Annotated in this window: 18 protein-coding genes; 1 reads left to right on the top strand and 17 read right to left on the bottom strand. The window is 68.6% G+C overall.

Features of this window, described 5'->3' with window-relative positions:
- Positions 1–93 precede the first annotated feature (93 nt).
- Positions 94–1,392: an ABC transporter substrate-binding protein gene (locus tag ARADN35_RS0107560; protein WP_010460726.1), complete on the bottom strand. Its 1,299-nt coding sequence runs from the start codon at positions 1,390–1,392 to the stop codon at positions 94–96.
- A 76-nt stretch (positions 1,393–1,468) separates the two neighbouring features.
- The gene (locus ARADN35_RS0107555; RefSeq protein ID WP_035197339.1) at positions 1,469–2,569 is read right to left on the bottom strand and encodes an ABC transporter ATP-binding protein; all 1,101 of its coding nucleotides are present in this window, start codon (positions 2,567–2,569) and stop codon (positions 1,469–1,471) included.
- A gap of 266 nt (positions 2,570–2,835) precedes the next feature.
- Here ARADN35_RS0107555 and ARADN35_RS0107550 point away from each other — a divergent pair, with 266 nt between their 5' ends.
- Entirely contained in the window at positions 2,836–3,945 is a 1,110-nt protein-coding gene (locus ARADN35_RS0107550) for a GGDEF domain-containing protein (RefSeq protein WP_010460723.1), read from the top strand.
- Between the two features lie 23 nt (positions 3,946–3,968).
- Here the strand turns inward: ARADN35_RS0107550 and cobT are convergent, their stop codons facing one another.
- From cobT to ARADN35_RS0107475, 15 genes are all read right to left on the bottom strand, one after another.
- A complete protein-coding gene (gene cobT, locus ARADN35_RS0107545) occupies positions 3,969–5,039 on the bottom strand; it encodes a nicotinate-nucleotide--dimethylbenzimidazole phosphoribosyltransferase (protein ID WP_010460720.1) in 1,071 nt (356 codons plus the stop codon).
- Positions 5,040–5,102: 63 nt separating this feature from the next.
- Positions 5,103–6,584 (bottom strand): cobyric acid synthase, encoded by a 1,482-nt coding sequence (locus ARADN35_RS0107540; RefSeq protein WP_029413664.1) that lies wholly within the window; start codon positions 6,582–6,584, stop codon positions 5,103–5,105.
- Positions 6,585–6,619: 35 nt separating this feature from the next.
- The gene (locus ARADN35_RS0107535; protein ID WP_010460716.1) at positions 6,620–7,012 is read right to left on the bottom strand and encodes a DUF3037 domain-containing protein; all 393 of its coding nucleotides are present in this window, start codon (positions 7,010–7,012) and stop codon (positions 6,620–6,622) included.
- Positions 6,999–7,793, bottom strand: coding sequence for a HipA family kinase (locus tag ARADN35_RS0107530; RefSeq protein ID WP_010460714.1), 795 nt, complete (start codon positions 7,791–7,793; stop codon positions 6,999–7,001). Before ARADN35_RS0107530 ends, ARADN35_RS0107535 begins: the two co-directional genes overlap by 14 nt.
- Positions 7,790–8,875 (bottom strand): aminotransferase class I/II-fold pyridoxal phosphate-dependent enzyme, encoded by a 1,086-nt coding sequence (locus ARADN35_RS26025; RefSeq protein ID WP_244265857.1) that lies wholly within the window; start codon positions 8,873–8,875, stop codon positions 7,790–7,792. Before ARADN35_RS26025 ends, ARADN35_RS0107530 begins: the two co-directional genes overlap by 4 nt.
- Positions 8,872–9,873: an adenosylcobinamide-phosphate synthase CbiB gene (cbiB, locus tag ARADN35_RS0107520; protein WP_010460710.1), complete on the bottom strand. Its 1,002-nt coding sequence runs from the start codon at positions 9,871–9,873 to the stop codon at positions 8,872–8,874. Before cbiB ends, ARADN35_RS26025 begins: the two co-directional genes overlap by 4 nt.
- Positions 9,861–11,408, bottom strand: a complete 1,548-nt coding sequence (locus tag ARADN35_RS0107515; RefSeq protein ID WP_010460708.1) for a PepSY domain-containing protein — start codon at positions 11,406–11,408, stop codon at positions 9,861–9,863. The genes cbiB and ARADN35_RS0107515 overlap by 13 nt, the downstream gene beginning before the upstream one ends.
- A gap of 28 nt (positions 11,409–11,436) precedes the next feature.
- Positions 11,437–13,554, bottom strand: coding sequence for a TonB-dependent receptor (locus ARADN35_RS0107510; RefSeq protein ID WP_050812466.1), 2,118 nt, complete (start codon positions 13,552–13,554; stop codon positions 11,437–11,439).
- Positions 13,555–13,621: 67 nt separating this feature from the next.
- A complete protein-coding gene (cobO, locus tag ARADN35_RS0107505; protein ID WP_010460704.1) occupies positions 13,622–14,191 on the bottom strand; it encodes a cob(I)yrinic acid a,c-diamide adenosyltransferase in 570 nt (189 codons plus the stop codon).
- A 28-nt stretch (positions 14,192–14,219) separates the two neighbouring features.
- Positions 14,220–18,443 carry a cobaltochelatase subunit CobN gene (gene cobN / locus ARADN35_RS0107500; RefSeq protein ID WP_010460702.1) on the bottom strand — a complete coding sequence of 1,408 codons (4,224 nt, stop codon included), beginning with the start codon at positions 18,441–18,443 and terminating at the stop codon, positions 14,220–14,222.
- The gene (locus ARADN35_RS0107495) at positions 18,440–18,826 is read right to left on the bottom strand and encodes a DUF2149 domain-containing protein (RefSeq protein ID WP_010460701.1); all 387 of its coding nucleotides are present in this window, start codon (positions 18,824–18,826) and stop codon (positions 18,440–18,442) included. Before ARADN35_RS0107495 ends, cobN begins: the two co-directional genes overlap by 4 nt.
- A complete protein-coding gene (locus ARADN35_RS0107490) occupies positions 18,823–19,290 on the bottom strand; it encodes a hypothetical protein (RefSeq protein ID WP_008906167.1) in 468 nt (155 codons plus the stop codon). The genes ARADN35_RS0107495 and ARADN35_RS0107490 overlap by 4 nt, the downstream gene beginning before the upstream one ends.
- Positions 19,287–20,105: an ABC transporter ATP-binding protein gene (locus ARADN35_RS26020; RefSeq protein ID WP_050812465.1), complete on the bottom strand. Its 819-nt coding sequence runs from the start codon at positions 20,103–20,105 to the stop codon at positions 19,287–19,289. The genes ARADN35_RS0107490 and ARADN35_RS26020 overlap by 4 nt, the downstream gene beginning before the upstream one ends.
- Positions 20,102–21,136 (bottom strand): FecCD family ABC transporter permease, encoded by a 1,035-nt coding sequence (locus ARADN35_RS0107480; RefSeq protein WP_035197275.1) that lies wholly within the window; start codon positions 21,134–21,136, stop codon positions 20,102–20,104. Before ARADN35_RS0107480 ends, ARADN35_RS26020 begins: the two co-directional genes overlap by 4 nt.
- Positions 21,133–22,035 carry an ABC transporter substrate-binding protein gene (locus ARADN35_RS0107475; protein WP_010460689.1) on the bottom strand — a complete coding sequence of 301 codons (903 nt, stop codon included), beginning with the start codon at positions 22,033–22,035 and terminating at the stop codon, positions 21,133–21,135. The genes ARADN35_RS0107480 and ARADN35_RS0107475 overlap by 4 nt, the downstream gene beginning before the upstream one ends.
- Positions 22,036–22,039 lie beyond the last annotated feature (4 nt).

The following is a 22,039-nucleotide window of genomic DNA, read 5'->3' as shown; positions in this document are numbered from 1 at the left end:
GCCGCCCCGCCGCACCGGGGGCGTCCCCCTCCCGAACCGCGCAGCGGTTCGGGAGGGGGGTGAAGGCGCGCAGCGCCTCAGGGGGTGAACTCTCTACGCCGCGACGAATTCATTCCATTTCTGGACCATGTAGTTGTTTTCGTCCATCAAGGCGTTCCAGCAGGCGATGCCGCCCATGCGCGCTTCGTAGCTGCCGCCGTCGCGAACCGCGCCGGTCTTGGCCAGCACGTCGCCATTGGGGCTCTTGATGTCCTGCGTGGCGGGCTTGCCTTCCATCCAGTAGGCCCACTCGTAGGCTTCCATCTTGGACTTGGCGGTTTCCAGCACGGCGCTGTAGTAGCCCTGGCGGTTCAGGTAGGCACCGGCCCAGCCGTCGAGGAACCAGTTGATGAACTCGTACGCGCCATCGAGCTTGCGGCCGCTCAATGTGGCCGGCAGGCCGAAGCCTGCAGCCCAGGCGCGGTAGCCTTCCTTCAGCGGCTGGAAGTTGCAGGCGATGCCCTTGGTGCGCACGGCGGTGACGGCCGGGCTCCACATCGACTGGATCACCACTTCGCCCGACGCCATCAGGTTCACCGACTCGTTGAAATCCTTCCACAGCGCGCGGAACTGGCCCTGCTTCTTGGCTTCGATCAGGGTCTTGATCGTGAGGTCGATCTCCTTCTTGGTCATGTTGCCCTTGTCGGGGTACTTGTAGATGCCCATGGCCTCGACCACCATGGCGGCGTCCATGATGCCGATGGAGGGGATGTTCAGGATGGCGGTCTTGCCCTTGAACTCGGGGTTCAAAAGCTCGGCCCAGGAGTTGATGGGGCGCTTGATCAGGTCGGGGCGGATGCCCAGCGTGTCGGCGTTGTATACGGTGGGAATCAGCGACATGAACTGCGTGGGCGCGGTCGCGAACTTCTTGGACTTTTCGCCCTCCAGGTAGATCACCTTCTTGGGCGCCGTGCCCTGGTCGCCCACGGCCTTGCCGGCCACCATGCCGTTGGTGAACAGCGTGGTGATCTTGTCGGCGTTCTTGATGCGCTTGGTGTCGATGCCTTTCAGGTTGCCCGTGGGCACGATCTTCTTGAGCGAGAAGTACTCCGTGTCGATCAGATCGAAACTGTTGGGCGCGGTCACGGCGCGCTTGGTCACGTCGTCCGTGGTCACGGCCACGTACTGGATCTCGATGCCGGTGTCGGCCTTGAATTTTTCGGCAATGGCCTTGTCCTGGTTCACCGCCGTGCCCAGGTAGCGCAGCACGATCTTCTCCTGCGAATGGACGGCTGGGAACACGCCTGCGGCCAGGATGCCTGCCGTGCCCTTGAGCAGCGAGCGGCGCTGCACGCCGCCGGAGGTGTCGGATGCGGCAACAGCGGGGGAATCAGCACGAGAGTCGTCGGACATGGGAAAGCTCCTTGGTTTGCAAAGTGGAGGGGTTGAAAACGAACAGACAGACAGCGGACAACAAATAAATACGGGCTCAGGCCGGCACGGCCTGCGCAGTGGCCGTCGCCACGGGTGCCGGCGCAGGCGCCGCACGGGCGTAGAGGGGGTGGGCCTGCTCGGGCGTCCAGTGCAGTTGCACGCCCTGCCCCACCGCATACGGCTGGGCCGCAAAGGCGGCTTCGGAGACCATCACCGAATAGGCGGCCGTGGCGTTGGCCGACAGCGCCACGCCCTGCTTTTGCAGGCCCAGCAGCACATAGGTGCCCTGGTACTCCACGTCGGTCACCACGGCCTGCATGTGCTGGGCACCCCAGGGCAGCGGCGCGCCCTGCGGCAGCACCTGCAGGTGGTCGGTGCGCACGCCGACCTTGCCTTCAGGCGCATCGATCACGTTGTGGCCGCCCATGAAGCGCACCACGAATTCGCTGGCGGGGCGGTTGTAGACCTCGTGCGGCGATCCCACCTGCTCGATCACGCCGTGGTTCATCACCACCATGGTGTCGGCCAGGGCCATGGCCTCCTCCTGCGAGTGGGTCACGTGGATGAAGGTCAGGCCCAGCTCTTTTTGCCAGCGGCGCAGCTCGGCGCGCATCTGGATGCGCAGGAACGGGTCGAGCGCCGAAAGGGGTTCGTCCAGCAGCAGCACGCGCGGCTGGGTGATCAGGGCGCGCGCCAGCGCCACGCGCTGCTGCTGCCCGCCCGACAGCTCGGCCGGCTTGCGCTCGGCCAGGTGGCCCATGGCCACGCGCTCGAGCAGGTCGCGCGCCTTGGCCTGGCGCTCGGCCTTGGCCACGCCCTTCATCTTGAGGCTGAACGCCACGTTGTCCAGCGCCGAGAGGTGCGGGAACAGCGCAAAGCTCTGGAACATCATGGCCGTGCCGCGCGCGGCTGCGGGCAGGTCGGTGATGTTGCGGTTCTCGAGCAGTATGTCGCCGCTGGTCACCGACTCGTGCCCGGCGATCATGCGCAGCGTGGTGCTCTTGCCGCAGCCCGAGGGGCCCAGCAGGCAGCAGTAGCTGCCGCTGGCAATGCGCAGGTTGATGGCATCGACCGCCGGTTTGCCGTGGGCATAGCGTTTGGTCAGCGCAATGATCTCGATGGCGGCAGGGGTCTGCGCAGGGGTTGGGGCTTGCATGGTGAGGATGTACGCAAACCCTATGCCAACTTTGTACACAATGTATTTGCCTATTTGCACACAAAATGCACCAGTACCGTGCACGACTGCACCAACAGGACGATGCGCCTGCACCCCAAGGGTCCGCACAGCAGTCTTTGTGGTGCAGTAAATCACCGTACCGGCGGGAGCAGGTGCGTGGCTATACTGGCCTTGGGCCCAAGAAACAATTTCTTACGTAGGCGCACCACCCCCTTTTCCGCCGCATGAACCTCGACCCACGCTCCATGATCGCCATGGCGGGCTTCATGTCCGCCATCATGGCCATCGTGCTGCTTTTCATGCGGCGCTATTACCCGCCGTCGATCCGGGGCGTGGGTGCTTGGGCTGCAGCGCCGCTGCTGTGGCTCGCGTCCACCGTGCTCTTCGGTGCGCGTGGCGCCATCCCGGACTGGCTCAGCCTGGTGCTGGCTAACCAGTTGTTGGTGTTGGGCACGGTGACCTACTACATGGGCACCCGAAGCTTCATGGGGCAGCCAACCACGTGGCGCCACTGGAACTGGCTGATGGTGGGCACCACCCTCGTGTTCATTGTGCTCACCTACTGGGTGCCCCACTATGCGCTGCGGGTCGGTTTCTTCACGGTGGTCATGGGGATGATCTACTTCGCACAGATGCGCTTCATGCTGCGCCACGGAGGGCGCAACTTTCCGGTGCGGCTGGTGGAGGTGGTGCTCGCCTTGCATATGGTGGTGCTGGCCATGCGGCTGGTCTCGATCGTGACCGGGAATGCCGGCGCAGACCTGATGGAGCCCTCACTGTTCCAGACGCTGTATATCGGGGCCTATGTGATCACAGTGCTCATGCTGTCCATCGGGGCGGTGCTCATGGCCACCGACCGCCTGCGCACCGAGCTTGAGCACCTGGCCACCCACGACTCCCTGACCAACACGCTGAACCGCCGTGCCCTGCTGCAACGCTGCGAGGACGAGCTGGAGCGGGCGCAGCGCTACGGCAATGGCCCGTCCCTCATGATGGTGGACCTGGACAACTTCAAGGCCGTGAACGACACCCGAGGCCACCAGCACGGTGACGCCGTGCTGGTGCACTTTGCAGAGTGCACCCGTCAGGTGCTGCGCCGCGCAGATCGGCTGGGGCGGTACGGGGGTGAGGAGTTTCTGGTGCTGCTGCCAGGCGCGGACACGGCAGCTGCCATGGGCGTAGCCCAGCGCATCCACGCCACGCTGGCCACCGGACATGCGCTGGACTGCCAGGTGAGCATTGGGCTCACCAGCTGGACGGGATCGCACGAAACGCTGGATGCCATGCTGTCGCGTGCCGATGCGGCGCTGTACCGCGCCAAGGCACAGGGCCGCAACCAAACCAGCGTGGCCTGAAAGCGCGGCGATGCCCGGTAGGGTCAGACTGTCTGAGTGGCCACACCAGCCGATTCAAAACTCGCCATCTCGGCCAGCACCGCACAGGCCGATTGCAGCAGCGGCCAAGCCAGCGCAGCACCCGAGCCTTCACCCAGACGCAGCCCCAGGTCCAGCAGTGGTTCGGCTTGCATCTGTGCCAGCATCAGGGTGTGCCCCCGCTCGCCCGAGCGGTGGGCAAACACGCAGCGCTGCAGCACCGCAGGCTGCAAGCGGCTGGCCACCAGCACGGCGGCGCTGGTGATGAAGCCGTCCACCACAATCACGCGGCGCTCCGTGGCAGCCTGCAGCACCGCGCCCACCAAGGTCGCCACCTCATAGCCGCCCAACGCGGCCAATGCGGCCAGCGGTGTGGTGGCGTCGGCATTCGCGTCCAGCGCCTGCTGCAGCACGGCGCGTTTGCGCTCGATACCGGCCGCATCCAGGCCCGTGCCGGCACCGGTCACCTCGGCCAGGGGCAGCCCGGCCAACCGCGCCAGCAACAGCGAGGCCACCGAGGTGTTGCCAATGCCCATCTCGCCCAGCAGTAGAGCATTGCCCGGCAGGCCGCGCACCACCTCCATGCCGTTGAGCAAGGCCTGTGCACATTGCTCAGGCGCCATGGCAGGGCCGACCGAAGCATCCTGGGTGCCTGGCGCCACATTGCGCACCAGCAGGCGCGGTGCACCGGGTGCCGTATCGCGCGCGGCAATGGTGCGCGCCACACCACAGTCCACCACCGTGAGCTGCAGCCCGTGCTGGCGGGCCAGCACGCTCACTGCGGCACCACCGGCCAGAAAGTTCTCCACCATCTGCCAGGTCACGTCGCTGGGGAAGGCCGAGACACCCTTGGCCGCCAGGCCGTGGTCGCCCGCACACACCAGCATCTGCGGTTGCGTGAGCACGGGGGCCTCAGTGCCCAGCACTTGGCCGATGCGCAGGGCCAGCGCTTCCAGCCGCCCCAGCGAACCGAGTGGTTTGGTCTTGTTGTCCAGCAGGTGCTGCAAACGGGCGGTCAGGGGGGCATCGGTGATGTCAGCGATGGCGGGGACGGTGAACTGGGCCAGTGATTGCATGGTGTGTGAGATAGCGAAAAGAAAAAAGAAACGGGAAGGACTGAAGGCCGAAGGCACCAGCGCTCAGGCAGTGGCCGGATCTGGCGCGATCAACGCCTGCAGCGCACCGGGGGCAAAGCTGGCTTCCGCCATGCGGGCCAGGCCTTCAAACACCACATCGAGCGTGGGCACGGGCGCCGCGCCCGCACGGCCAAACAGGGCCTGCAACGCGGCGGGGTCTTCGAGCAGGCCATGCAGATACACGCCCAGCACATTGCCAGCCGGGTTTTGCCACGCAATGCTGGGGATGACCTCGCGCGCCACATCACCCTTGGCGGCCATGGCCGGGTGCTGGGCCGTCTGGCCGTGGTGGATTTCGTAACCGGTGACGGGCACACCCGCCAGCGCGGCCCAGGCCCCTTGCACCCCACCAAACTGCGCCTGGGTGCGCTGCACGGTCTTGGCGACCTCGAAAGTGGTGACCAGGGGCAACAGGCCCAGGCCCGGCGCATTGCCGTCGATGCCCGCCGTGTCGATGAGCGCCTCGCCCAGCATCTGCAGGCCACCACACACGCCCAGCACCGTGCCGCCCTGCCCTGCGTGGTGGGCGATGGCCTGGTCCAACCCCTGCGCGCGCAGCCAGGCCAGGTCGGCGGCGGTGGATTTGGAGCCCGGCAGCACCACCCAGTCGGAGGGTTTCAGCCCCCCCAGGTCGGCCGCGCTGCGCGCCCACAGCAGGCGCACGCCGGGCACGTTCTTGAGGGGCTGGAATTCGTCGAGGTTGCTGATGCGCGGGTAGGCCACCACGGCCACCGTGGTGTGCACCGCGCCCACCGACAGCGTGCGGTCGTCAAACACGCCATCCTCTTCGGGCAGACCATGGCGCCATTGCATGGGGATGGTGGCCACGGTGGGCACGCCGGTGAGGTCCTGCAGCATCTGCGGCGCAGGCGCCAGCAGGCTGGCATCGCCCCGAAACTTATTCAGCACAAAGCCATGGATCAGCACGCGCTCGTCCTCGGGCAGAAGCGCCCAGGTGCCGTACAGGTGGGCGAACGCGCCGCCCCGGTCGATGTCGGTCACGAGCAGGCAGCGCGCATCGGCATGGCGGGCCACGCGCATGTTCACGATGTCGCTCGCGTGCAGATTGATCTCGGCGGGCGAGCCCGCCCCTTCGATCACGACCACATCGTTTTCAGCGCGCAGCGCATCCAGCGCAGCGGCAATCTGCGGCCACACCTTTTCGCTGCGGCCGCGCCAGGGCATGGCGGTCAGCTCGGCACTCACCTGCCCCATCAGCACGACCTGGCTGTGGGTGTCGGCCTCGGGCTTGAGCAGCAGCGGGTTCATGCGCACCTCGGGCTCGGCGCGGGCTGCAAGCGCCTGGAAATACTGGGCGCTGCCGATCTCTCCCAGACTGCCGCCCGGGCCCGATACCACGCGCGCGTTGTTGCTCATGTTCTGCGCCTTGAACGGCGCAACCTTGAGGCCCAGGTTGCTGTAGTAGCGGCACAGCGCGGTGGTGAGCCAGCTTTTGCCAGCTCCGCTGGTGGTGCCCAGCACCATCACGCAGCGGGCCAGTTTGGAAGCAGAGTATTCAGTCAAGGCAGTGGGCGGACCATGCGGTCCATGATGTGATCGAGTGCTGCCGCCGCATCGGTGCAACGGCCCGTGTGCACGGGGGATGTCTGGATGATGGCGCTGCGCTTGGCCGTGAGCCAGTGGAAGCGCTGGCGGTACGGCAGGCGCGCAATCGGGCCACAGCCTTCATCACCCGCGCAGATGGCCACAATGGCCGCCAGATGGCGGCGCACGGTGTCGATATCGGCGTGCGGGTCCATGGCCAGCAGGCGCGCCTCGTCGAGCGCGATGGCGGCCTGCAGAAAGCCGGTGCGCTGGCACGAGAGGATCACCCCCGCGTTGATGAACTCCTCGCGCTCCACGCGCGGCACCACGCGCACGATGGCGTAGTCATACACCTCAGGCGCGTGCATCGACGGCTCCCTTCACCGCATTCACCCATGTTTCACGCCCGGCCAGGCGCGCGCAGAAGTAGTCCACATAGGCCTGGCGGTGGCTTGCGGGCGCCGACAGCGGGCCTTCGGCATGCTCGGCCCCGGCCAACGCCAGAAACTCATCAGGCACTTCTGCCAGGATGCCCGTGACCACCTCGGGTGTAAGGCGCGCCGCCAGCTCGGCATCCACCTGCGCCAACGCCGTGGCCTGGGCCAGCAGCACATGGTCGGCAATCGGGGCGAAGGGTTTGGCAGGCTGGGCCACCACGCCGTTCCAGGCATGGTGAAAGGTCAGCGCAGCGCCGTGGTCGATGAGCCAGGGTTTGCGGTGCCACATCAGCAGGTTGGTGTTGCGTGCGGTTCGGTCCACATTGCCCACCAGCGCATCGAACCACACGAGGCGCGAGGCAAAGTCATCCGACACAACATCCACCGCAGGGTCGAAGTTGAGCGCGCCCGAGAGGTAGTCCAGCCCCACGTTCCGGCCACCGCTGGCGCGGACCAGGTCCTGAATCTCGGGGTCGGGCTCAGTTTGCGCCAGGGCTGTGTCGAGCTGCGCCAGCACGATCTCGGGCACGGGCAGACCCAGCGCGTGGGCAATGCCGCCCGCGATGATTTCGGCCAGCAGCGCGCGCACGCCCTGCCCTGCGCCACGGAACTTGAGCACATAGGTGCCCAGGTCGTCGCCCTCGACGATGGCAGGCATGGAGCCACCTTCACGCAGCGGCGTGACGTAGCGGTTGACAGTGATGGTTCTCACGAGGTCTCCCCTGAACCGGTTGAAACTCTGTTCGGGATGGTACGGCCCTGCAGCGCTTGCCATGCGGCCTGCAGCGCATCTTGTGCATCAGGTGGCAGCGCCCCCAGGCGCACGGTACCGGGCAGCCCGAACGAGGTCGCATCCCGCAGCTTGATGCCACTGGCGCGCAGCGCCGCCAGATCGCCCTGCAGTGTGGCTGTGGCGGGCTGCGCGCAGAAATAGTTGGCCAGGCTGCCTGCCTGCACGGCCCAGCCAAGGTCGGTACACAGGGCCTGCTGGCGTGCCTTCCAGTCGCGCAGGGTACCCAGGCTGTGCACCAGCCACTGCTGCACCATTGGACTTGTCCACGCCTGCAGCAAGGCTACGCCATGGGCACCCACGGGCCAGGAAGGCGCCAGGGCCGTCAATGCCTGCACTGCGTCCTCACCCCCTGCCGGTGCGACGGCATAGGCCGCACGCACGCCCGTCAACCCCAGGGCCTTGTTGGGGGTCCAGAGCTGCCAGCTGACTGACGGCAGGCGCGGCGACGGTGCACCGGTCCACGAGCCTTCAGCGTCAAGCCGCAGAGGCACATACGCGCAATCGAGCACGCGCAAAGCACTGACAACTTCACCTTCTTCGCCTTCTCGCCAACCGCGTACTGCGGGATCTTCCAGACCCAAAGGGCTGGACGGCTCACAGGCCCATTGCACCCCCCCTGCAGCACCACCTCCCCGCACCACATCCAGCCCACGCACCTGCGCGGCCTGGGCATAGTCGCCATAGCTGTGCGGCGGCACGGCCACCTGCACCGCGCCCTGCTGTGCGGCGAGTGCGGTGATGCGGTGGATGAACTCGCTGGCACTGGCCGCCACCACGATGCGGCCCGGCGCCACGCCGTGGAATGCACCCAGGGCCTCGCGCAGCGCGGTATAAGCCGGGTCGGGGTACCGCGTGGCGTCGGCCACCTGCACGGCCTGCAGTGCCTCAGGGCAGGGCCCGCACGCATTGCTGTTGGTCGAAAAATCAAACACTGGGATGCCTGCAGCGTCCGGCCCACCGTGCAAAGGCACCGACACGGGAAAAGAAACCGGGGATGTCATGCGTGCACCCATGCAAAAGCCACCAGCACCAGGAGCTGGATGGCCACCACCACCGGCACCATGGCCAGAACCACCTGGGTGCCCAGGCGCGCCGCGCGCCGCGTATCGAGCGGCCCGGCCCGGCGGCCGTTGCTGTGCAGCGTGTACACACCCGGCTTGGCCAGGCGCACGCCCAACGCCAGTGCCATGGCCGCCATGGGCCAGCCGCTGTTGGGGGATGGCGTCTTGCGCGCCTGTCGCGCCAGCGCTGAAAACGGCAGGCCCTGGGCCACCACCGCCAGCAGCAAGGCCGTGATGCGCGCGGGTACCCATGACAACACATCGTCCGCCCGCGCCGCCCACTTGCCCGCCCATTGCCAATAGCGTCCACCGCGCATGCCGGGGTAGCCCCACATGGCATCGGCCGTGTTGGCAAACCGGTACAGCGCGGCGCCCGGAAGACCCAGCAGCGCAAACCAGAACAGCGGCGCCACCACCGAATCGTTGAGGTTCTCGGCCAGCGACTCGATGGCCGACTCGCGCACCTGAACGGCGGTGAGCGCGCTCACATCACGGCTCACCAAGCGGGCCAGCTGCGCGCGCCCGGCGGGCAGCGACTGGCCCAGTGCCACCTCCACCGCCAGCACCTCGTCGTGCAACATGCGCCAGGCCAGCAGCGGCTTGAGGAGCAACGCCAGCAATGCCACTGCCAGGAACTCGTGGAACATCAGCACCAGATGCTGCGCCACCCACGAAACTATCAAAACAATAGCTGCTAACGCACACCAGATAAGCGCTGAGCGCCAAAAAAGCTTGATATCACGGGCCACAGGCGCCGTGGGCGCCAGCCGGTCACCCCACCACTGCAGCGCCTTGCCCATCCACACCACGGGGTGCCAGGCCACGGGCGGCTCGCCCAGCCACCAATCCACCGCCAGCGCCAGCAACGGGCACCACAAGAGCACGTGGAACAGCGCCGCACCTGTGCCGGGGAGAAGCACGGACCTCAGGCTGTCCATGCGCCCTCCGCTGCCCGCACGGTGGCCGATGACGACCGTGCAGCCCGCCGCCGACGCGGCACCAGTACACGCCAGGCCACCACACAGGAGGTGATGCACAGCGCCACCCCCAGCAGCGACAGCCCCACGATCAGCCCGGTACGCAATGCCGGGCGCGCCAGCAGCGGCGCGAAGTCCAGGCTGTGCAGTCCGTTGTAGAGCAACCGCTGCCAGGGCGTGGAGGCGTCGGCACGCATCACGATGCGGGCGGAGGCAGCGTCGGCGTACACCGTCACTTCGTCCTCAGCCCAGTGGGCACGCCAGACGGGCAGCGGACGGTGGAAGGAAGTGGATGCGTCATGGTGGCGCGCATAGTACAGGCCGTCGTACTGGGTGACTTGTTCAATGCTCGGCGCTGGCATGCCCGGGCGCAGGCCCTGCAGGGCAGCCAGTACCGCTGCATCGGGCACGGCCTGCGCCACGGTGGCCTCGGGCCCGTCGGCACGCACCAGGCGTTGCACCACGCCCTCCCCCTGGCCCCGCACCCGGTACCAGGCCTGGCCGGCCATGCGCAAGGTGTCCACCTCCAGCGGCACCAGCCCCTCGGCCGCCGCCAGCGCCACGGCCTCGGCCGGGCCGCGCACCATGCGCGGAGCCTCCCCCGCCCATTGCGTGCGCGCCTGTGGGTCGACCGCGCGGCCGGTAAACACGCCAAAGGGGTTCATCGACATCAGCCCCGAGAACATCCAGGTGAGCGTGAACACCGCCGCCACCAGGCCCAGGATGTGGTGCCAGCGCATCCAGAACTTCTGATAGGGAATCCAGCGCCGCCGGTTCAGGAACAGCTGCCAGATACCCAGCGCAATGCCCGTGGCGGCCAACAGCACACCAGGGATCGATAGCCACACCACCACGTGGTGCCAGGCCTTGGGGAACTGCCGCAGCACCGTGGGGTAGATCCAGTGCGGCACGGCGCCCAGCCAGTTCCAGAAGCGTTCTGCGCGGCGCGTGTCGCGCACCACCTCAGCGGCGCCGGTTGACACATACAGCTCCAGGCCATCGTCGCCGTCGAGCAGCACCTTGACCAGGGGGCGGTGCGCATCCAGGCCCTGGGGCACCGTCCACTGGTCCCGCTCCACCCATTCGGTGCCCATGGCACGGCGCCCGCTGAAGGCCTCGGCCACGGTGGCGGCCTGCGCATCGCTGAGTGGTGGCACCACGGCCCCGGTGCGGGCATCCACCGTGTGCCAGCGCAGGGCCGCGCCCGCCTCTGACGCCGCCAGCATGCGCCACACAGGCGCATCGCCCAGCATGCCCAGCCGCGCCTCGCCGCCACCAGTCGGGCGCAAGCCCGCGCGCTGAGCGGCATCGGGCGCGGCCAGGCAGCAATCGGCAGGCAGCTGAAGCGGCGGCAAGGCCGCCAGCCGCTCGGCCTGCGTCAGGCTGGGGAACGGCACGAAATACAGCACCACCCCGCTCACGAACCACATGAGGAAGAACAGCGCCAGCACCACGCCCAGCCACTTGTGCACAAAGATGACGAGCTTCTTCACCATGCGCCGTTCCTCGCTCGACTCACCAAGATCAGAACGTGGCGCGCGCCGTCAGCTGCACGGTGCGCGGCGCGCCCAGCAGCCAGCGCGCGTTGGCCGTGCCAGCCAGCGCATAGTCACGGTCGGCCAGGTTCTTCACGGCCAGACCGAGCTTGAGGTTGCGCGAATAGTCGTAGACCAGCGAAGCATCCAGCACCACATACGACGGCAGCTGAGCGGTGTTGGCGGTGTTGCCCTGGCGCTCTCCCACATAGCGTGCGCCAAAACCAGCCTGCCATTGGGGCAGGAAACGGTAGGCCGTCCAGACACTGGCCGTGCGCTGGGGCACGCCCGTGGGCGTGTTGCCATCGCGCGAGACCACGCTGCCCGAGACCAGTTCCTTGAAATCGTCGTAGCGCGCCCGCAGGAAAGCCGCGTTGGCGTCGATGGTCCAGCCGCGCACGGGCTCGGCCGCAAAGGCCAGCTCGATGCCGGTAGACGATTGCCTGCCGATCTGCTGGGTGATGTTGGGGTTGCTGGCATCGCGCGAGAGCAGGTTGCGCTTTTCGATCTGGTACAGCGCCACCGTCCACTCGCCGCGCACTGCAGGCACCGCGCCCTTGGCGCCCACTTCCACCTGGCGGCCCCGGGTCAGATCGAGGGTGTTGCCGCCGCCGGGCAGCGACAGTGCGCCACTCAGCGGATCGGTACCGGTGCCGAACTGGCCATAGAGCGACAGCGCATCGCTGGGCGACCACACGGCGCCCAGGCGGCCGGTGACGGGTGAATACTTCTTGACCAGGTTCACGCCAGTGCGCAGGTCAGTGTTGTCCAGCTCCATGCGGTCGCTGCGCAGGCCCGCCACCAGCTTCCACTCGGGCGTGATGTCGAGGGCGTTCTCAGCAAACAGGGCCGTGGCCTGCAGCCTGGAGCGCCGGCCAGGGATGGTGGGCACAGGGCTGACAAAGCCCCCGGACGTGAAGTTGAAAGGGTCCACCGTGCTCGCGCCGCCATAGGGCGAGTTGTTGGTGTGCACCAGCTCTGTGCGGTACCAGTCCAGGCCCACGATGAAGCGGTTCTTCATGCCACCCAGGTGGCCGTCGAACGTGGCGTCGAAGCGGTTGCCGGTCTGCTCCTGGTCGTGCAGGATCTCCAGGTAGTCGCTGCGGTTCACGGCCGTGCCGGCGGCGTTGAAGCTGTAGGCTTCGGCGTTGCGCCAGTGGCGGTCGGTGGTCAGGTGGTAGGTCTCGTTGCGCAGGTGCACGCCCGCGGCGGCCTGCCAGTCGACCTTGGCGCGCAGGATGCGATCGTCGTACTTGACCACCGAGTCGGCCACGTTGAAGTTGGTGCGGCGCAGGCGGTCGTCCAGCACCCCATTGCGCAACGGCGTGCCGAAGTAGCGCGCGTCGTCATTCACGCCACCGTCGAGCGACAGGGTGATGTTCAGGTCGCGGCTGGCGCGCACGGCCAGGGCCAGGGCGTAGTTGTGGCGCTGCGTGTCCATCAGCGCGCGGTAGCCGTCGCTTTTTTCCGCATCGAGATAGACCGAGTAGGCCAGCACGTCATTGATGGGGCCGCGCAGGCCCACGCCGCCCTGCACCGTGCCGAAGGAGCCCACGCTCAAGAACGCTTCGCGCTGCGGGGCACCGAAGATCGGGCGTTTGGTCACGTAGTTCACGGCCGCGCCGATGGCGCCGTCACCATAGAGCACCGAGGCCGGGCCGCGCAGCACCTCGACCGACTCCATGGGCCAGGTCGAGAACGGGTAGGTGATGGTGCCCGAAGCGACGATGAGGCGCGTGCCATCGACCATCTGCGCCACCGAGTTGTGGCCCGCAAAGCCGCGTGCCACCAGGCTGGTGCCACCGTTGCCGGGGGCCGGCGCCTCGGTGACGCCAGGCATGCGCACGGCCACGTCCTGCGCGCGGGTCAGGCTGCGCTCTGCGATGTCGCCCGCACCCAGGCTGCTGACGCTGGCCGGTGTCTCCCGCGCAGTGAGGCCCAGGCGCGAGCCCGTGGCGCTGGGCGCATCAAGCGAGAGCGTGCTGCCGGGGGCGGACTGTGTGTCCGTGACGTGGACGGCTGGCAACTCGGCGGTGGCCTGGGCCATGGCGGTCTGCGTGGTGCAGGCGAGCACGGCCAGCGACAGGGGAGTGAGGTGTTTGCGCATGAAAAGGACGAACAAAAAACCGAAAACGAAACAGCGGCCCACCAGGGCTGCCGAGGGTGGCGGGACCTCAGTCCTCGATGCCGCGCTGCGCGGGAATGCCCGCCTTGAACGCGTGCTTGACCATCTGCATCTCGGTCACCGTGTCGGCCAGCTCGATGATTTCTGGCGGGCAGCGGCGGCCGGTGAGGCACACATGCACCTCCTTGGGCCGGTCGCGCAGCGTCTGCAGCACGCCTTCGAGCGGCAGCCAGCCGTAGATCAGCGGATAGGTGATCTCGTCGAGCACCACCAGAAAATGTTCGCCCGACAGGATGGCAGCGCGCGCCTTCTCCCAGCCGTCGCGCGCCAGCTGGGCCGAGTGCTCCAGGTCCCTGCTCTTCCAGCTGAAGCCATCGCCCAGGCCCTCGATGGGCAGGCCGAGTTGCTCGAACATGCGGTGCTCGCCAAAACGCGCCGTGGGCACCTTCATGAACTGGTAAATCTTGACGGCCTTGCCCCGGCCGTGGGCACGCAGCGCCAGCCCAAAGGCCGCTGTGCTCTTGCCCTTGCCGTCGCCGGTATTGACGATGACGATGCCGCGGCGTTCGCCCTCGGGCTTTTCGTAGCGCTTCTCGGTGGGTGGGGTTTCGATCTGCATGGTGTGGGTGCTTTCAAGAAGGGTCGATTCAAGCGCGGGCCAGGCCGGGCGCTGCGGACAGTGAAGACGGACGGCGGGCCTGCCACGCAGCGCCCGCAAGCACCACAAGGGCCATCACCAGCAGGGCCACGATGCCGGCCATGCGCTCCACGGGGCTGGGCTCTTGGGCGGTGTCGAGGGCTTCGCGCTCGGGCTGGCGCTCCAGCAGCACGCCCATGGCGGGCATAGTGGGTGCGGCGGACGGGGCCTCCGCTTGGGCGGGCGGTGCAGGCAGGTCGGCAGCAGGCGGTGCGGGCTGCGGCGCCGGGGCCGCAGGCGACTGCGGCGTGGCCACGGCCATGCCGGTAGACGCAGGGGCGACGCCCTGCGCGGCCTGCTCCACCCAGCGGCGCACACTGGGCAGCTCGGCCGCCAGCGGCGCGGCGCGCGTGAGCTCCTGGTACATCTGCGCGAGCTGTTTTTGCGTATCGGCGTCGGCCTGCCAATAACCCTGGCGCTGTGCCTGCACCAGGCGCTCCAGGGACTGGGCATAGGCCTGTGGATGCTCTTTGAGCCACTCGGGCAGGCCCAGCTGGTGCTTGTCGCGCACCAGCACGTCATAGAAGCTTTGCCAATGGTCGCTGCGCACCGTGTCGGGCGCCACGGCCTGCCAGCCCCAGGCGAATTGCACGGCCTTGAGCACCTGCAGCGTGCCCGAATAGCCCTCGGCCTTCTGCGCCTTGAGCCAGCCCGGGTGCAGGTAGCGCGACTGCATCTCGAGCGCAATGGCGCGCTGTGCAGTTTCGGTGGTGGGCTCGCTTACATCCTGCAGCTGGGCCACATGCAGCTCCAGCCCCTGCGGCCGGCCGGCCACACGGGCTGCGGCCGACAGGCCACCCAGGTACTGAAACGGGTCGTCCGAGCTGACCATGGCGTACAGGTTCGAGCTGCGCGACAGGATGGCTGCGTCGGTGCGGCGCAGGTGCGCTCCCAGCGCCTTCGCCGCCGTGCCGCCCGCAACCCCCGTCACCGGCTCGCCCTCCAGATAAGGCTGGCTCATCCGCTCGAGGAACATCTGGCCCAGGCGCGCATCGTTGGTTTGCAGGCCGTCGCTTTGCACCGCGTCCGACAGGCCAGTGCCGTAGTCGCCCACCGCATTGCCGAACGACCGCACGCGTGCCAGTTGCTCTGCCTGTGCGCGGGGCACGCCTTGCTTGCGCAGCTCCTGGCCGATCTGCTCGGTATTGCGCGCAATCACATTGCCGGGCTCGGCCGTGGCGGCCTGGGCCACCGCGCGGTCGAGCAGCGCCATCAGCGCGGGAAACTGGTCGCGGTACGAGCCGGTGGTGCTCATGAGCACGTCGACGCGCGGGCGCTTGAGTTCATCGGCGGCGATGGTCTCCACGCGCGCCGGGCGGCCCGAGTCGTCCCACACCGGGCGCATGCCCAGCGCCACGAGCGCCTGCGCTTCCATGATGCCCTGGTGGCGCAGCGTTTCGCCCGCCCACAGCGACAGCGCCATGCGCTGCGGCGCCTGGCCGCCATGGCGCGCCTGGTAGTCCTTGAACCAGTCGTTGAACAGCGTCTGCGCCACGGCATAGGCCTGGCGCGTGGGCAGGCGGCTCGGGTCCAGCCCCGTGAGGTTGCGGCCTGTGGGCAGGCTCTCGGGGTTGCGGATGGGGTCGCCGCCGTACGCAGCGGTGAGAAACCGGCCCCCCAGCCCCGCGAGCAGGCCGGGCATCTCGCCTTCGGTGGCCAGCAGGCGCTCCAGCTCCTGCGCGCGCTGGGCCAGCTGCAGCAGCGCGGGCGTGTCGATGGGTTTGCGCGCGGCGCGGTTGGGCACATGGTCTTCGGCGCGCACCACGTCGGATGCACCCGCTGCACCCGGCGTTGCAGCCTGCGCTGGCAGCACGGGGCGCAGGTCCAACACGCTGGCGGCCTGCGCGTCGGTCAACGCCACTTCCAGCCAGCGCGCGGGCCGTGCGGCCAGCACCGCGTCGTGCTTGATCAGGAAGGCTTCGTCGATGTCCTCGCCCAGCGCCTCGATCAGCGGCTTGCGCAGCGCCTGCAGGATGGTCTCGCGCCGCTGCTCGGGCGCGGGCACGCGGCCGAACACGGCCAGGCCCTTGGGCTGCGAGCTTTGCGCGAGTTGGTCCAGGTAGGGGTGCAGGATTTCGAGGAAACCACTGAAGTCGGCCGCAATGCGCGCGGCGCTCCAGCCCAGGTCGCGGTGCAGCTGGTGCTCCACAAACTGCGCCACCAGCTGCTTTTCGAGCGCGCGGCGTGTGGGGCCTTCGTCCACCGTTTCCCATTCGTGCATCACCTCGTGCATGTGGGCCATGCGCGCCTCGAAGCCTGCCGGGGCGAACACGGGCGTGCGGTGGCTCACCAGCACGGCGCGGCCCCGGCGCTTGGCGGTGAGCGCCTCGCCCAGGTTGTCCACGATGTAGGGGTAGACCACGGGCAGGTCGCCCAGGGGCAGCAGCGCGTCGTCGTACACATCCAGCGCACGCGCCTTGCCACCGGCCCATTCCTGCGTGCCGTGGGTGCCGAAGTGGATGAGGGCATCGGCCTCCAACTGCGCCCACAGGTACACGGCCAGGTAGTGGTGCGACAGCGGCGCCTTGGACTTGTGCATGAACGGGTTCTGGCCCAGGCGCAGCGTTTCTTCGCGCGGGGGCTGGGGCAATACCGAGAGCTTGCCCACCTGCAGGCGCGGGATGGCGAACACTTTTTCGCCCTGCCACTCGACCAGGTAGCGACTCTTTTCGGACGCGCCCCAGTGCGCGTTCATGCGCTCGCGCACGGCCTTCGGCAGCGTGGCCAGGTGCTGCTCGTAGCGCGCCAGCGGCAGCGCGGCGGCCTGGCCGGTTTGCAGCAGCGCGCGCACATCGGCGCCGGGGTAATAGGCGGCCAGCAGCGGCTTGAGCCCATCGATCCAGCCCTGCTCGGGCACACGCTCGGTGCGGTAGCCCGCCTGGGCCAGGCCGCCCGAGACTTGCTCCAGGCTGCGCGGCACGTTGAGGAACGAGGCGCCGAAGTTGGTGCCGCCCGGGGGGTAGTTGTAGACCATGGCCACTAGACGCTTGTCGGCGGCAGGCTTCGTCTGCAGCGCAATCAGGCGCCGCGCCTTGGCGGCCACGGCCTGGGCCTGGCGTTCGATGAGGCGAAAGTCCCGGCCCTCGGCGCCGTGGGCCGCGACCAGGACCGGGTCGATGGCACCCGCCGCCTCAGGCTGCGCCAGATAGAACGGCACATCGGACAGCGACAAGCCCGTGTCGCTCGCCTCCCACGCAGCGGCATCGCCTGCGCGGTACGGCTGCGTGCCCAGCAGGGGCACGCCCCAGCGGGCCAGCAGCGGCTGCAGCGCGGCGGCCTGTGGCACGAGCTGGTGCAGCACCAGGGCCGAGGCATGCAGGCGGCCCGGGCCGGTGCCGCTTCCGGGGGGCAGCTCCAGCACCTCGGACAGGGTCTGCGCCGTGACCTGCTGGCCAAAGGCGGCATAGGCGAATAGGCCTTGCTGGCGGAAGGTGCGCAGCCAGGCGTCGAGCCACTCCGTGCTGCCGTCGATGAAGTGGTGGCGGTGCACCAGCACGGCCACGGCGGGCAGGCTGCGCAGCGCGGGCTCGCCCTGGCGCCAAGCCTCCAGCGCGGCGGCGTTGGGCAGCAGGCGGGGTGCGTCGGGGTGGTAGATGCCCCGGGGGGGAAGGATGTCGGGCGCGGGCAAGGTCGGCATCGCAACACCTGCCACCGTGGCGCGCGCCAGCGCGACGGCGTTCTTCAGGTTGCGCGGGCCGCCCGCCTGCAGGTAAGCCACCATGCGGGCGGGAGCCTCCAGCGCGGACAGTTCCACAGCAGGCGTGCCCGCAGGCACCCAAACCACGCGGCCCGGGGCGCGTGCGGCACGGGCATCGAGCTGCGCGCCGACCATGCGGCGCAAGCGCGCCTCCACGCTGGCATGCGGTGCATCCACCCACACCATGACGGCGCCTGCCAGCGCGCGCTCCAGCTTCTGGGCCTGGGCCGCGTCCAGTACCGCCGGGCCGGCCAGGGGGTAGTCGATGTGCACAAAGCCCAGGCCCGCGTCGGAGGCCAGGCGCTGCACCATGGCCGTGCGCGTGGCCGTGGTGATGTCGGAGGTAAGCCACAGCAGCACGGGCGCCGTTTTATCGGCGCTGCCCGCAGCCTGGGTCTTCTCCGCCTGGACGGCGTGCGCCAGCGGCGCAGCCAGCAGCAGGCACCACAGTGCCGCACGCAAGATCAGCGCCTTCATGGCTTGGCGGGTGCCGGCGTGGCGGCGCCACCCGCGCCACCGGCCGAAGCGCCGGCAGGAGCAGTGCCCGTTTCAGGGATGTAGACGATATTGCCGTCTTCCAGCTTGTAGGCCACGCCCGCGCGCACGCCCTGCCCTTGCGCGGCGCTGCCAGCGCCCTTGAAGCGCACTTCCTTGCCCTGCTCGCGCACCACCACTTCCATGTCGGGCTGGCCGGGGTTGCGGATGATGGTGACGCTCTCATTCGCACTGGTCTGGGTTTGCACGGCCACGGCCGTGAGCAGCGCCACCACCAGCACAAGGAACACGTCCACCAGATTCACGGCGGACAGCATCGGATCGTCGTCGTCCTCGGCCAGCACATTCAGGTGCTTCAAGCTCATTGCGCCACCCCGCGCTCCTTGCGCACCACCAGCAGTTCGGCCAGCAGCCAGCGGCGGCGCACCGAGTACACCACCAGGCCCACCGACGCGGCGGCCAGCGCCAGCACCACGCCCGCAAAGGCGCCGCTGAAAACGGCGAGCGCCTGCTGGCCGTTGCCCGCCGCCACGCTCTGCAGCGCGGGGCCGAGTGGGATCATCGTGGCGATCAGCCCCAGCATGGGCGACAGGCGGCTGAGCAGGCGCACGGGCTCCACCTGGCGCACCAGTTGCAGCTCCAGCTCTTCCATCGACAAGCCAGGGGCCACGCGCAGCGAGCGGTACTGCGGCTGGCGCCAGCGCTGCCACGCCTCCATGAGCGTGGCGCCGCCCGACCACAGCGCGTAGACAAACGCCAGCCCCACCAGCACCAGCACCGGCCACAGCAACGACTGCGCAACCTGCGAAAAACCCGATTCGATGTTCATGCTTGCACTTCCTTCATTCCTTGGTGGTTGTTCTTGCGTTGCAGGGAGGGCAGCGCCATCCACATGCCATCCAGATGCCGCACGTGGATGCGGTGGTCAAACACGCTTTCCAGCGCGGCGTGGGTATCGGGCGCATCACAAGCGCCCTGGTGCAGCACGCGGCCCTGTGCCATCACCACCATGTCGTCGGCCTGCAGCGCCAGCGACACCTCGTGCAGCACGCTGACCACCGTGCCTCCCGCATCGACCAGCGCACGCATGGTGTGCAGCCAGTCGGTCTGGTGCGGCGGGTCCAGGTTGGCCAGGGGCTCGTCCATCAGCAGCACCTGCGCCTGCACCGCCAGAGCGCGGGCCAGCAGCACGCGCTGGCGTTCGCCGCCCGACAGCTGCGACAGCGGGCGGTGGCGCCAGTCCCAGGCCTGCGTGGTGCGCAGCGCCTGCTCCACGGCCGCATGGTCAGCGGCACCCGGCGGCGCCAGCCAGGCCTGGTGCGGCAGGCGGCCCAGCATGGCCACGTCGTAGCTCGTGAGGTCGTCGGCCGAGCCTTCGTTCTGGCCCAGCCAGGCGAGCTGGCGGGCACGTTCACGCGCCGGGATTTGCGCCAGCGGGCGGCCGAGCAACAACACGTCGCCCTGCACCGCCACACGTGGCAGCAGGCCCGCCAGCACCTTGAGCAGGGTGGACTTGCCCGCGCCGTTGGGGCCGACGATGCTGGTCCAGCGTCCGGCGGGCAATTGCAGGTCAATGCCCTGCAATATCGAGCGATTCCCGATGCTGGCGCTTATTCCATTTGCACTGATAGCTATTGATTTCATAGCGCACCTCCTTGCGAGGTGCGCCGGTGCATGAGCCACAGCAGATAGGTGCCGCCCAGGGCCGCCGTGAGCACGCCCACGGGCAGCTCCTGCGGCGCCAGCAGCCAGCGCGCCAGGATGTCGGCCGCCATGAGCAACACCGCGCCCATCAGGCTGGAGAGCACGATGTGCCGTTCGTGTGTCACGCGCACGATGGAACGCACCAGGTGCGGGGCCGCCAGCCCCACAAAGGCGATGAGCCCCGTCTGCGCCACCGCCGTGCCCGTGGCCAGCGCCATGGCAGCCACCAGCCCGACACGCATGGGCATGAGCGGCAGGCCCAGGCTGGCGGCCGTGGCCTCGCCCAGCGTGAGGCCGTCGAGAGCGCGCGCCAGCATCCAGGCAACCACCGAGCACAGCGCCCAGGCCACGGCCATGAGCAAGCAGGCCGCCCAGCCCACAAAAGCCGTGCTGCCCAGCGTGAAGGCCTGCATGGCCTGCAGGATGTCGGGCGAGGCCAGTTCCACCAGGTCACGCAGCGCACCCAGCACCACGCCCACAATCACCCCCGCCAGCAACAAGCGCAGCGTGTGCTGCACGCCCTTGGCGAGCAGCAGCGTGAGCACCACCGCCCCCGCCGCGCCCAGGAAAGCCATGCCCGTGATGCCAATGCGCGCCAGCCACTGCGCCGCCACCGGTGACACGCCGAACATGGCCATGGCCACCGCCCCGCCCAGCGCGGCGCCCGAGGCGCTGCCCAGCAAGTACGGGTCGGCCAGCGGGTTGCGGAACAGCCCCTGCGCCACCGCGCCTGACAGGCCCAGCAGCGCACCCGCCAGCCACGCACCCAGCGTGCGCGGCAGGCGGATGTCCCACACGATCTGCCAGGCGACGGGGTCGCCGTGCATGCGCAGCACGCTGTCAAAGCCCGTGCTGCCCACGCTGGCGCCACACACGGCCAGGATCACACTCGCAAGCAGTAGCCAGGCGGCACACCATGCCGCGCGGCGGCTGGCGGAACCGGTTGGCAGGTCCATCGGGACGCTGGTCATGGGGCCTTGTCCACCAGGCAGCGCGCCATGATGCGGGCGGCTTCGGCCATGCGCGGGCCAGGCCGCACCACCACATCCGAATCACCCGGGCCGAACACGCACAGCCGGTTGTCACGGATGGCGCGCATGGTGGCCCAGCCGGGGTACGGCACCATGGCCTGCATGCTGCGGTTGCCGATCATGATGATGTCGGGGTTGGCGCGCACCACAAACTCGGGGTTCAGACGCGGGAACGGACCGAGCGACGCCGGCACCACGTTGCGCACCCCCAGCCGGGTGAGCGATTCGCCGATGAACGACGCCTCGCCCGCCGCGTAAGGCCCGCGACTCACCTCGAAGTACACGCGCGCGTTCTTGGCCTTGGGCGGTAGGGACTGTGCCGCCGCGAGCACGCCCGCATCGATCACGCGCCAGAGGCGGTCAGAGCCCTGCGCGCGGGGCACGCCCAGCAGGTCGCTGACAGTGCCCAGCACGCGGCGCACGTCGGCATGGGTCTTGGGCTCCAGTTGCACCACCGTGAGGCCCAGCGCTTCCAGCCGGTCGCTGGCGCGCGAGCTGACGGACATGAGCACCAGGTCCGGCTTGAGCGCCACGATGGCCTCGATGCTCGGGTCGATACCACCGCCCACCTTGGGCAGCTTGCCGATCACGGCCTCGGGCCAGTTGGAATAGCGGTCCACCCCCACCAGCCGGTGGCATTGCTCCAGCTCGCACACGCTTTCCGTCAACGAGGGCAGCAGACTCACGATGCGCTGCGGCGGCCGGGGCAGCGAGACCTCGCGGCCCCGGTCGTCCTTGATGTGCACCGGCTGCGCACGCGCCAGCCCGGCCATGAGCAGGCCCAGCAACAACAGGATGGCGATGACCCACAGGATGCGGCGCACGGGGGTTGGTTTCATAGTT

The organism is Acidovorax radicis N35, assembly GCF_000204195.1.
Classification (GTDB): domain Bacteria; phylum Pseudomonadota; class Gammaproteobacteria; order Burkholderiales; family Burkholderiaceae_C; genus Acidovorax; species Acidovorax radicis.
The sequence above is the reverse complement of the archived record's forward strand: the minus strand, read 5'-3'. Positions and strand labels throughout refer to the sequence as shown.